Below are 12317 nucleotides of genomic sequence, written 5' to 3'. Positions count from 1 at the left end.
GTGAACCCGCTGAGTTAAGTGCGGGGCTCACCCGTATCACCACAATGGCCTACTACGTGGGCGTCGACCTCGGGGCGACCAACGTCCGTGCGGTCGTCGCCGACGACGACGGCACGGTCATCGGAAACAGCGACGACAACACGCCGCACGCGCCGACTGGGATCATCGTCACCGAAGCCGTACTTCGGGTCGTTCGAGAGGCGTGCGACGACGCCGGAATCGATCCCGAGGAGGCGACGGCGGCGGGCATCGGCGCGATCGGCCCGCTCGACCTCGCCGAGGGTGCCGTCGAGAACCCGGCGAACCTGCCGGACACCATCGATCGAATCCCCCTCACTGGGCCGCTCTCCGTGCTTTTGGACACCGAGCGAGTGTATCTCCACAACGACACGAACGCCGGCGTCATCGGCGAGCGCTTCCACTCCGAGCGAAATCCCGACGATATGGTGTATCTCACCATCTCCTCGGGGATCGGCGCGGGCGTCTGTGTCGACGGCAACGTCCTCTCGGGATGGGACGGGAACGCGGGCGAGGTCGGCCACATGACGCTCGACCCGCAGGGACACCTCACCTGTGGCTGCGGCCACGACGGCCACTGGGAGGCGTACTGCTCGGGGAACAACATTCCGCGCTACGCCGAGTTTCTCTACAGGGAAGACGACGTCGAGACGACACTGCCGGTCGAAGATCCCGACTTCTCGGCGGTCGACGTCTTCGAACACGCCGGCAACGACGAGTTCGCCACGTACGTCGTCGACCAACTGGCCCACTGGAACGCGATGGGCGTCGCGAACATCGTCCACGCGTACGCCCCGCTCATCATTTACGTCGGCGGCGCCGTCGCGCTCAACAACCCGGAACTGACGCTGGATCCGATCCGCGAGCGGATGGACGAGATGGTGATGTCGAACGTCCCGGAGATCGAACTGACGACGCTCGGCGACGAGGTCGTCGTGATGGGCGCAGTGGCGAGCGCGATGACCGACGGAACGGGCGATCGCGCTCTGCTGTAGCGCTCCGTTTTGCCTCCCGATCGGTCGTGGAAGACCGTGACACACTTTTCTCGACGCCAGAAAAGCGCGAGCGCAACCGCAAGCTACCAAAGCATCGAGCGCCAACGGGTGGTAATGAGCGACACAGAGGACTCTCTCCGGCGGCGCATCGAGACCTGGATGGCCGGCCAGATGCCGATCATCCAGATGCACGGCGGCGAGAGCGTGGTTCGGAAAGCCGATCCCGACACCGGCGAGGTCGTCGTCGAGTTGGGCGGCGCGTGCGCCGGCTGCGGCATCTCGAACATCACCGCCGACAACATCAAAGCGGACCTGATAATGGACTTCGAGGAAGTCCAGGACGTGCGGGTGAAGGTTCCGAGCGCCGGCGACCACGGCAGCAGCACGGTCGAGGGCGGCCGCGGCGGCGAACTGCAGTACGGTACCGAAGACCCCGGACACTTCTGATACGGTCGGACAGAACTGTGTGAAGAGTATCGGCACCCCGTGGGTCCAACATAGTTCACGAACTGCTGTCCGACAGTATGAGACTGCCGGCTGTACAATCGGTCGCAGCGGCGATCGGACCGAGACGTGACTCGGCACCCGACGAGGTGCTTTTGTCCGCCGAGTCCAACGTACGGGCGTGTTCGACGCCGACGCGCCCCAGGAGTTCGCTTTCGAACTCGCACTCTGTGCACATCTCGAAGCGGCGACCGAGTGGGTGCTGGGCCGGCAACTCGGCGCGGCCGTCGAGCGTTCGGGCCGGCGAATTATGGACGTCGTCGGCGTCGTTCCCGGACCGGCGTTCGACGACCGGGCGCGAATCACGGCGGAGACGATCCCGGTCCGCGCCGTCGAGAGCGACGTCGGCGTCGGCGAGGGGGTCGCCCGACACCGCGCCGTCCGCGAGTCTGATCGTCTCCACGACGCCGCTGTCGACGCTGCCGTAGAGGTCGGGTTCTTCGAGACGGAGCGGCGCAAGACCCGCGACTACGTCCGGCAGACGGCCCGGTATCCCGACGACTGGTTCGACCGCCTCGTCGGCATCGAGAACAAACCCGACCTCGGCGACCCGGGAGCGCTCGACCGACAGCTCCGCACCGACGTCTCGCTCGGGCTGTTCGATTCGGTGATCCTGGCGACCGAGAGCCACGTCACGCGAGCGCATCTGAACCGGATCCCGACCGAAGTGGGCGTCTGGCGCTTCGATCCGGAGACGCAGAGCCGAGACGTGATCCGCGATCCCACGCCGCTGCCGACGAACGCGCCCGGCGTCGAACTCGCCGAGGAACGCCCGCTCGAAACCGAGATCGAGGTCGTCGGCGTCGACGCGAAGGTCCGTGCTCGCCGGCGCGTGGCCGAGCGGGTCTACGGGAAGGGGTGGCGCACCTACGACGCCCCGGCGTGTGCCCACGCCGAAGTGACCGACGACGGCCGCCCCTATTGTACGCAGTTCGATCGCGTCGTCGATCCGAGTCGAGCGTGTGGCGCCGACTGCGGCGCCCACGACCCCGCTGTCGCTCCCGAGGTTGACGCCGACGCACTCCGAGACGCGCGCACGCCCTGGGAGGGGAACCCGCCCGGCGTCCGTCGCCGCCAATCCGGGCTCGACCGGTTCAAATAACTGACTCGGTTTCGGGTGATTTGTTTTTTAGATACTGGGAATCGGCTTCTATTTATACAATCTTGCCGGCAAAAGGTGCAGATGTGAGGTGACGGACGATGGCCACATCCATTCAGACGACCGTTGGAAACGTCGTCGACTTCGACCTGCAGGGGACGCTCGCAGGCTACTGGGTCGCCGTGCTGCGCGTGGTGACCGGGTACTGGTTCCTCCACGCGGGGGTGACCAAGTACCTCGCCGCCGAGCCGTTCAACGCGCAGGGGTGGCTCCTCAACTCGACCGGCGGAAGCCCGATCCAGGGCTTTCTCGTCTGGGTCGGCCAGACGCCGTGGCTGCTGGAGTTCACCAACCTGATGATCCCGCTGGGTGAGACGCTCATCGGACTCGGCCTCGTCGTCGGCGCGTTCGTCAGACTGGCGAGCTTCTTCGGGGCCTTCCTGATGGTGTTCTTCTACCTCGGGAACGCCGCCTGGAGCCACGGCCTGGTCAACGGCGACCTGATGGGCCTGCTGCTGTTCGCCACGCTGGGCGTCCTCGGCGCTGGACGGGTCCTCGGCCTCGACGCGGTCATCGAGAAGGCCGACCTCGGAAACACCCGGGCGGCGAAGTACCTGCTCGGGTAGCGACGTGGCACGTCGCGGCAGCCACCACACGCTCCTTTTGCTGTGAGATTCAGAGGTCGTAGGTCTCGCCGTCGACCGCGAGCGGTTCCTCGAACGCCTCCTCGACGGGATAAAAGTGCGCCGTGTGGACGAGGCGGGTCTCCGTCGCCGACAGGTCGGCAGCGAGGTCCAGCGCGCCCTCTCGGGTCATATGCTTCGAGCCGAAGGTCCGCGGGACGCCGGCGGCGTCGTGGTGGTCGCCCCCGAGCGGGTGATGCTTGCACAGCGACGCCGGGACGATCGCGTCGGCGAGGAACAGATCGGGATCGTCGAGCACCTCGCGGGATTTCTCGGGGACGGCGTAGTTCGTATCGCCCGACAGCGACAGTTTCGCTCCCGTCTCGGGGTCCTCGATCGCCAGCCCGTAGCACAAAAGCGGCGGGTGTTCGACGGGGACGAGCGTCACCTCCAGCCCGCAGACCTCGAACGGTTCCAGCGGCGTCTGCGAGTGGACGGTCACCCGGTCCAGGTAGTCGTACTTGCTGCTCACGGTCTCTGCGACGCTCTCGCCCGTTGCGGGATCGGTCTCGTCGGCGGCGTAGACGGGAAGATCGTCGAACAGGCGGTAGGCGTTGCCGAGGCCGTCGAGATGATCGAAGTGGATGTGGGTGACGATCCCCGCGTCCGGCAGCGAGACACCCTGGGTTAAGAACTGATGGCGGAAGTCGGGGCTGAAGTCCACGAGCAGCGACGCGCCGGTGCGCTCGTTTTCGACGTGCACAGAGAAGCGCGTGCGCTCGACGCCGCGACGGCGCGCCTCCGCGCAGGTGTCGCACTCGCAGTCGACTGTCGGCGTCCCGGTCGTATCGCCCGTCCCGAGGAGAGTGACCCGCATCGCTCGGAGGTAGGGGACCGGTGAGTGATATATTGTTGGCTCACCGCGGCGGAGTCGCGGGAGCGGAAAGCACTTTTCGCCGGTGACTGAATCGGGGCAGTATGGTCCCCACGGATGCGCCTCACAGCGAAGCGGCCCGCTCGCACTCTGTGACCTCCCGCCGACGGTTTCTCGCACTCGCGGTAACCGCCTCTGTAACGTCTCTGGCCGGTTGCAGCGCGCTGACCGGCGGCGAGCGGACGGGGTTTCACGACGGCGACTGGCTCGTGTACGGGAACGGCCCCGGCAACGCAAACCGCGTCGCGGGCGCCGCGCCGGCGCCTGACGAGCACGCGCCGTTAGTTCCGGCCGACTGGCCGTACGCACCGCCGGTCGTTCACGACGGGATCGTGTACTTCGCCGCGGAGCGGCGCGTCGTCGCGATCGGAATCGACGGGCGAGACGAGTGGACGCGAGACCTCGACCGCGAGGTGTCCGGCGCGCCCGCTCTCGACCCCGAGCGCGGACGGCTGTACGTCCCGACACGAGAAGTGGGGCGGGCAGACGACGCCGAGGGAGGCGAAACCGGACCGGAACGAGCGTCGGTCACGGTCCTCTCGACGGCTGAGGGCGACGTCCTCGATTCCCACCGCGTCGGCGACGAGCGGACGTACGGCGTCACCGTCGCCGACGGCGACGTCTACGTCCGGAGCGCAACCGCGTGCGTCAGGCTCGCCCCCGACGGCACCGAGCGCTGGCGGCGCTCGCTCGCTCGACTCGTCTACGACGAGTACAACCTCGGCGACTCGACCGCGACGCAGATCCCGCCCGCCGTGACCGACGACGGCGTCTACGTCCCGGATCGAAACGCGCTCGTGAAACTCGACCGCGAGGGCGGCGAGGAGCGCTTCCGCGTGCCGGTCGATACGCCGTACGCCGCCGCCGTCGCGGACGAGTCCGGCGTGATCCAGACCGGGTGGCAGGAGACGGTCGCGGTCGACCGCGCGGGCGAGGTGCGCTGGCGACGCGACCTCCAGAGCCGCGCCCCAGTTGCGGTCGACGGGAGCGACGTCTACGTCGTCGCCGGCGACCTCCACGAACTCGACGGAGAGACAGGTGACACGAACTGGCAGGCACACGTGCCGAGCGAAGGGACGGCCGCGCCCGTCGTGACCGACGAGGACGTCCTCGTCGCAGGGAGCGGCGTCCGCGCGTTCCGGCGGGACGCCGGTGGGTTGCTCGGCCCGGAGCGTCTCCGGTGGCGTGAGGATTCAGTCCACGCGACCGCGTACGCCTCGCCCGTGGTCGCGGCCGGCCGCGCGTTCGTCGCGGGACCGTTCGGGCTGCTCGTTCTAGAAACAGACGACGGGTGACTGGTGGTGAAAACGAATCGACCGACGCCGTCGATCAGTGATCGTGCGCGTGGTCGTGTGAGTGCCCGTCGCCGTCGCCCGCGACGAGCTGTTCGCCGTCCGACATCATATCCATATTCTTCAGGTTGTCCCGCTCCTCGAAGTCCTCGACGGCTTCGACGATATCCTCCTGGGTGAGCGTCGTCCGTTCCTCGGTCAGCGCCTCCAGGACGGCCTCCCGAAGCACCATCCGGAGGTCAGATCCGGTGAGCCCTTCAGTTCGCTCGGCCACCGCCTCGGGGTCGAACTCGGCGATGTCCATCCGCTTTGTGATGATGCGGAGGATGTCCGCCCGCATCCCGCTGTCGGGTTTCGGGAAGTTGACAATCTCGTCGAAGCGCCGCCACGCCGCCGCGTCGAGCTGGTCGGGGTGGTTGGTCGCGCCGATGAGGATCACCTCGTCGCGGATCAGCGATATGTCGTCGATGCTTTTCAGGAGGGTGTTGACCGCGCGCTTCAGCGCCGCGTGCTCGTCGGAACGGCGCGTCTTCGCGACGGAGTCGAACTCGTCGATAAAGAGGATACACGGCGAGAGCCGCTTTGCGACCTCGAAGGTCTTCTCGACGTTCTTCGCCGTCTCGCCGAGGTACTGACTCGTGATCATCGAGAGTTTGACCTCGACGAACGGCAGGCCGAGCTCGTGCGCGAGGGCGCGTGAGACGGTCGTTTTCCCCGTTCCCGGCGGCCCGACGAAGAGGATCTTCCCGATCTCGCGGAGACCGATTTCGGCGAGGTACTCGCGGTGTTCGATCGCCTGCATCAGCTTCTGTATCTCTCCCTCCTGGTCGGTGGTCAACACGAGGTCGTCGAGCGTCATCTCGATCTCCTCGGGCGCGCGGACGTGCACGAGATCGAGCATCTCGGCGTCTTCCTCCTCGTCGAAATACTCGTCGAGGAGGCTGTCGATCCAGACGCGGTCGGCCTGGATCGGACGGGTCTGCTCGCGCGCTTCCGCGTGGGTCACGTCCACGCCGTCGTGGTCCTCGACGGCGGCCGCGATCGTCGGATTCGTCGCCAGTCGCTCGCGGTCGGCCCGGTCGAGGAACCACTCGATCGCCATCTCGGGTTGCGTCAGCGAGATGCGCCCGGAGAACTCCTCGCGCTGGGTAAAGAGCAGATCCGAGACCGCTTCCCAGGGGTGTTCGACCCCGGTCGCCTTTCGCGCGACGCTGTTGGTGACGACGAGCGGCCGCTCGATGCCGACGACGTTCGATTCTTCGTCGTCGTCATCGCCGTCCTCGTCGGACGGATCCGTCCAGAAAACTCGGCGGTACCGCGGCGGGAGATCGTTCTCGTCGAGGTCACGGTCTTCGGTGTAGAGATGTGCCGTGAGGAGGAACTCGACCACTTCGAGAGCCCGGTTACTCATCCCGAAGACGTTACCCACTCACGCGCATAAGCGCGTCGAAACGACGGTGAGAGAAGAATCGACAACGGGCGCGACAGAGTGATCGCGGCACTGCGTACAGAGAAGATTGTACGCCCGTCGAAGAACTGCACGCCCGTACAACTCTGTGTGCAGTCCTGCGCGTTCGTACCCTTTTATCCCGACGGGGGTGTCATCGTATGCTATGCCAACGCCAGTCATCGCCGCTGCGTACCGCACGCCGTTCGGAAAGGCCGGTGGCGTCTTCGCGGACGTCCGCAGTGAGGACCTCTCGGTCACGCTGATCGACCACATCTTAGCGGAGACCGGAGTGGAAAGCGACGACGTCGACGACCTGATGTGGGGCGTCGCCCAGCAGCGCGGCGAGCAGGACAACAACCTCGCCCGCGTCATTGCGCTCCTCTCGGAGTTGGGAGAGAACGTGCCCGCGACGTCGATCAACCGCTGGTGCGCCTCCTCGATGCAGGCGATCGTCTCCGCCTCCGACGCCATCGCCGCGGGCAACCGCGAGTGCATCGTCGCGGGCGGCGTCGAGAATATGAGCCGCGTGCCGATGGACGGCGACTCCTATCAGCATCTCCACCCCGATCTCACGGAGGAGTACAACGTCTTCCAGCTCCAGATGGGAATGACCGCCGAGAAGGTCGCAGACGAGTACGAGGTCTCCCGCGAGGCGCAAGACGAGTACGCCCTCCGCTCACACCAGCTGGCCGCCGACGCGACCGAATCGGGGCGCTTCGACGACGAAATCGTCCCCGTCGAGACCGACGACGGGACCGTCACCGAAGACGAGGGTATCCGCCCCGACACCTCCCTTGAGGTGCTCTCGGAGCTCTCGCCGGCGTTCACCGGTGACGGCACCGTCACCGCCGGCAACTCCTCGCAGGTGACAGACGGTGCGGCCGCCGTGCTCGTCACCTCTGAAGCGTTCGCCGAGGAACACGGCCTCGATATCCTCGCAGAGGTCGGCACCAACGCCGTCGCCGGCGTCGATCCGACAGTGATGGGAATCGGCCCGGTGCCGGCGACGCGCGCGCTGCTCGAACGCGCCGGCACCGGCATCGACGACTACGGTCTCGTCGAACTCAACGAGGCGTTCGCCAGCCAGTGCGTCTACGCCCGGCGAGAACTCGGCGTCGAGAGCGAGCGGTACAACGTCAACGGCGGCGCGATCGCGATCGGCCACCCGCTCGGCGCGTCCGGCGCGCGACTACCCGTGACACTCATTCACGAGATGCAAAAGCGAGACGTCGACCGCGGGCTCGCGACGCTCTGCGTCGGGTTCGGACAGGGCGAAGCGATCGAGTTCCTGCGGTAGTCGTCCGGACGCGAACGAGGAGCGCGGCGCACGCTACTTGTCGGGGTGGACGTACTGGATCGCCTCGCGGACCTCCTCGCGCCCACCGATGATCGTGATCCGGTCGCCTTGCTGGAGCGTCAAGTCCGCGTCGGGGACGTGGGTCTCGCCCTCGCGCTGGACGAGGACGATGAGCGAGTCGTCCGGGAGTTCGGGCCCGACCTCGCGGATCGTGCGGCCGACGATCTCCTCGGACGTGACTTCGATCTCCTGGACGTCGCCGGAGCGACCGATCTCGCCCATCCAGTCCATCATCGACGGCCGCTCGATGTAGTTGTCCATCGCCTGCGCCGTCGCCAGCGTCGCCGAGATCGTGCGAACGCCGAGTTCCTCGAACGCTTCGGCGTTGTCGGGGTTGTTCACCCGCGCGAGGATCGTCTCGGGGCCGAACTTCGAGCTGGCGAGCTGTGAGACGAGCAGGTTCACGTCGTCGTTGCCGGTCGCGCCGACGACGATCCGCGCGTTCTCCGCGCCGGCCGACCGGAGGACGTCCGTGTCGGTGCCGTCGCCGTGGTGGACGGTGAAGCCGGCGTTCCGCGCGGTTTCGACCGTCTCTTGGTCCTGTTCGATGAGCACTACGTTCTCTCCGCGGCCTTCGAGGCGTTCGGCGAGCGTTCGGCCCACCTTCCCGCCTCCGATGATGAGTACGCGCATTGGGATGATGTCGAGGTATTCGGCTATCTGTCGGGCGAATCCGCCTTCGAGAACGACGGTGACGAGGATGACGAGAAAGACCGTGCCGACGAGCGTGTTCGCCGCCTCGTCGAGGCCGGCGTTCCGGAGTTCGATCGCGAAAAGCGTCGCGACCGAGGCCGGAATGATCCCCCGAGGACCGACGAGGCTCATAAACCACTTCTCGCCGGTGCTGAAGCGATCGCCGCGCGCCGAGAGGAACACGAGCGCCGGGCGCAACACGAGTGCGACGACGGCGGCGACGAGGAGTCCGGGGGGACCGATCGTCCGCAGGATGTCGAACTGCAACAGCGCCGCCAGCGCGATGAAGACGAACGAGAGGACGAGCAGCGTCACGTCGCCTTTGAACGCCGAAATCTCCTCTTCGTACGGGATGTCGGCGTTGCCCATCAGAATGCCCGCGGTGGCGACGGCGGCGATCCCCGCCTCCGTCGCGATTGTGTCTGCGGCTCCGTAGGCGACGAGCGCGCCGGCGAGAGTGAGCAGGCGGGCGTTCTGCGGTGCGTTCCCCGGCGAGAGGTCGACGTACCGGAGCGCATAGAGAAGCACGGCCGCGACGATGCCGCCGATGACGACGCCGACGCCCAGGCGCTCGGCGAAGAGCGTCAGCAGCGCCATCGGTTCCGTGACACCGGAGATTATCGCCTCGAAGATGACGACCGCGAGGATCGCCGCGGTCACGTCGTTGACGATCCCCTCGGTCTCTAAGGCGGCCTCGACGCGGTCGCGTGCGGGGACGACTTCCAGAATCGGCGTGATGACCGTCGGCCCGGTCGCGACGAGCAGGGCTCCGATCAGGAACGAGAGGGACCACGAGGCGGCGAGCAGGACGTGGACGGCGACGGCAGTCCCGACGAGCGCGATGGCGGCCCCGAGCGTGATAAGCTTGAGTGTCGCCGCCGGGGCCTCCCGGAGCTTCTGGATGCGGAGGTGAAACGCACCCTCGAAGACGATGATCGCGACCGAGAGGCCGACGATCGCACTCAGCGCGTTGCCGAAGGAGTCCGGTCCGACGACGCCGAGCACTTCCGGGCCGAGGAGGATTCCGGACGCGATCAGAAAGACGACGCTCGGGATGCGAAAGCGATCCGAGAGGATCTGTGAAATTACGCCGATTCCGATGATCGCGGCTACGATGGGGATGAGATTCGCCCCGCCTGCGGTCGCCACTAGGACACCTCCATACCTCCGTTTTGATCCCCCGAAGGGTATAAATCCACACATTCCGGCCGGCTTTCGACCGACAATAGGTGGTGAATGCGAATTTTGCTCGTATAATTGGTGGACGAATGTCCGGTTCTACTGCGAGAACGTCGTATCCGCGTCGGGATCGTAGAGCATCTCGACCTGATCGCCGTACTGAGCCAGGATGTTCCGGCGCTTTTTCTTCATCGTCGGCGTCAACAGGTCGTTCTCCTCGGAGAACTCCTCGGAGAGGATGCGGAAGCGCTTGATCTGCTCGTAGGACTCGAAGTTCTCGTTGGCGGCGTCGATCTCGCGTTGGATCCGCTCGCGGACGCGATCGTCGCGTGCGATCTCGGCTCGGTCTGCAGGAAGGTCGACGCCCTCGCTGTCGGCCCACTCCCGGACGCCCTCGAAGTTGGGGACGACGAGCGCGGAGACGAACTTCCGGCCGTCGCCGACGACGAGACACTGTTCGACGACGGGGCTCGCGGCGAAGGCGTCTTCGATCGGTCCCGGAGCGACGTTCTTACCCGTCGAGAGCACGAGAATCTGCTTCGCTCGCTCGCGGAAGGTGATGTACCCGTCCGGCCGCAGTTCGACGATATCGCCAGTGCGGAACCACCCGTCGTCGGAGAACGCCGCGGCAGTGTCGTCAGGGCGGTTCCAGTAGCCGTCGGAAACGTTCGGCCCCCGGACGAGCAGTTCACCCACGTCGCCGCCGGCGGCGCCGGACTGGTCGCCGACGATGCTCTGATCGAGGTCGACCTCGACGTCCGGAAGCGGCGGGCCGATCGTTCCCACTTTCGGCTCTTCAGGTGGGTTGACGGCGACGACGGGGGCGGTCTCGGTGAGGCCGTAGCCTTCGAGGATCGGCAGACCCATCGCGTGATACAGCCGACACAGCTCCGGTGAGAGGCTCCCGCCGCCGCTGATGAAGAAGTCGACGCGCCCGCCGAGCGCCTCGCGAACCTGCTCGAAGACGAGGCGGTCCGCGAGGCGGTGTTTGGCCGACAGCACCGCGCCCGGATCGTCGGCCGCGTGGTACGCCTGCCCTACGTCGACCGCCCACGCGAAGATCCGGCGTTTGACTGGTGACTCGGCCGCCTGCGAGCGGATCGCGTCGTAGAGCTTCTCGTAGACCCGCGGGACACTCGTGCCGACCGTCGGCCGGACCAGTTGGAAGTCCTCCCGGAGCGTGTCGGGGCTCTCGGCGTAGGCGACGGTCGCGCCCGCGGCGAACATCAGGAAGTGTCCGGCGAGACGCTCGAAGACGTGCGCGAGCGGGAGAAACGAGAGCGTCGTCGATCCCGCAGAGATCACGCCGCCTGTCTTGTCTGGTCGCGGACCGAACCGCCGGTAGCACTGATTGACGTTCGACCGGAAATTGTGGTGTGTGAGTTCGACGCCTTTCGGCTGGCCGGTCGTCCCCGACGTATATATCAGCGAGGAGAGGTCTTCGGGGTCGCGTTCGTCCAGCCACGACTCGTAGGCGGTCTCGTCGAAGGCCTCGGTTCCGCGGTCGTAGACCTCTGCGAGCGTGTAGATGTCGTCGCGGTCGCGGACGGCGCCGGCCATCCCGCTGCCGTCCGGGATCTCGTCGACGACGACGACGAACCCCAGATCGAGGTCGTCTTCGACGGCGAGCACGCGCGAGAGCAACTCGTCGTTCTCGACGACGACGCCGCTCGCGTCGGGGTCGGAGAGGAGATACTCTACCTGCGACTGCGAGGAGGAGGTGTAGACGGTCGTGACGACGGCGCCCGCCGAGAGCAGTGCGAAGTCGGTCTGTGCCCACTCCATCCGCGTGCCCGAGAAGATACCGACGCGGTCCCCGGCGTCGACGCCGAGCGAGCGAAAGCCGGCGGCGAGTGCGCGGACGATCTCGCGCATCTCCGCGTACGTCACCCCGGCGTAATCGCCGTCTGGCGCGGCGGATACGACGCCGCTTGCGACGAGCGAGCGGTCGTAGACGCCGCCTTTGTACCGTTGGGCGACGGCGTCCGCGTTCCGGGCCGCGCTCTCGTCGAACAGCCGTGCCAGCGTCGTCTCCCCGAGGACGTCGTCGTCGAACGCCGCTTCCGCCTCCCGCCAATTCATAGCGGTACGACACACCCGGACGAATTAAAGGTACAGCCGTTCCGGACGCAGTCCGTTGTTCGTGGTTGAACGTCCACAGGCGGGTCTCGCG

Annotated in this window: 10 protein-coding genes; 6 read left to right on the top strand and 4 right to left on the bottom strand. The window is 66.6% G+C overall.

The genetic code is table 11. The features are described 5' to 3' along the window. The first annotated feature begins 44 nt into the window (after positions 1–44). The 4 genes from NO347_RS06000 (at position 45) to NO347_RS05985 (ending at position 3242) form a co-directional block, all read left to right on the top strand. A complete protein-coding gene (locus NO347_RS06000; protein ID WP_256288728.1) occupies positions 45–1013 on the top strand; it encodes an ROK family protein in 969 nt (322 codons plus the stop codon). Between the two features lie 114 nt (positions 1014–1127). Continuing rightward, complete coding sequence (locus NO347_RS05995; RefSeq protein WP_121568581.1) at positions 1128–1460, top strand: NifU family protein; 333 nt, start codon at positions 1128–1130, stop codon at positions 1458–1460. Between the two features lie 178 nt (positions 1461–1638). Beyond that, positions 1639–2619, top strand: a complete 981-nt coding sequence (locus NO347_RS05990) for a DUF5787 family protein (RefSeq protein ID WP_256288727.1) — start codon at positions 1639–1641, stop codon at positions 2617–2619. A 98-nt stretch (positions 2620–2717) separates the two neighbouring features. Further along, positions 2718–3242, top strand: a complete 525-nt coding sequence (locus tag NO347_RS05985; RefSeq protein ID WP_256288726.1) for a DoxX family protein — start codon at positions 2718–2720, stop codon at positions 3240–3242. Between the two features lie 49 nt (positions 3243–3291). Here NO347_RS05985 and NO347_RS05980 read toward each other — a convergent pair whose 3' ends face one another. Further along, positions 3292–4116, bottom strand: a complete 825-nt coding sequence (locus tag NO347_RS05980; RefSeq protein ID WP_121568584.1) for an MBL fold metallo-hydrolase — start codon at positions 4114–4116, stop codon at positions 3292–3294. Positions 4117–4217: 101 nt separating this feature from the next. Here NO347_RS05980 and NO347_RS05975 point away from each other — a divergent pair, with 101 nt between their 5' ends. Then, positions 4218–5468: an outer membrane protein assembly factor BamB family protein gene (locus tag NO347_RS05975; protein ID WP_256288725.1), complete on the top strand. Its 1251-nt coding sequence runs from the start codon at positions 4218–4220 to the stop codon at positions 5466–5468. 34 nt (positions 5469–5502) lie between these two features. On the opposite strand, the gene NO347_RS05970 is transcribed toward NO347_RS05975, so the two are convergent. After that, a complete protein-coding gene (locus tag NO347_RS05970; protein ID WP_256288724.1) occupies positions 5503–6876 on the bottom strand; it encodes an ATP-binding protein in 1374 nt (457 codons plus the stop codon). A 202-nt stretch (positions 6877–7078) separates the two neighbouring features. On the opposite strand from NO347_RS05970, the gene NO347_RS05965 reads away from it, so the two are divergent. Next, positions 7079–8212 (top strand): thiolase family protein, encoded by a 1134-nt coding sequence (locus tag NO347_RS05965; protein ID WP_256288723.1) that lies wholly within the window; start codon positions 7079–7081, stop codon positions 8210–8212. A gap of 33 nt (positions 8213–8245) precedes the next feature. On the opposite strand, the gene NO347_RS05960 is transcribed toward NO347_RS05965, so the two are convergent. After that, positions 8246–10114, bottom strand: a complete 1869-nt coding sequence (locus NO347_RS05960; protein ID WP_256288722.1) for a cation:proton antiporter domain-containing protein — start codon at positions 10112–10114, stop codon at positions 8246–8248. 129 nt (positions 10115–10243) lie between these two features. Continuing rightward, positions 10244–12226 (bottom strand): AMP-dependent synthetase/ligase, encoded by a 1983-nt coding sequence (locus NO347_RS05955; protein WP_256288721.1) that lies wholly within the window; start codon positions 12224–12226, stop codon positions 10244–10246. Between the last annotated feature and the right edge of the window lie 91 nt (positions 12227–12317).

Source organism: Halobellus inordinatus (assembly GCF_024464655.1).
GTDB classification, from domain to species: domain Archaea; phylum Halobacteriota; class Halobacteria; order Halobacteriales; family Haloferacaceae; genus Haloquadratum; species Haloquadratum inordinatus.
Note: the sequence above shows the minus strand (reverse complement) of the source record. Positions and strands in the feature narration are given on the sequence as shown.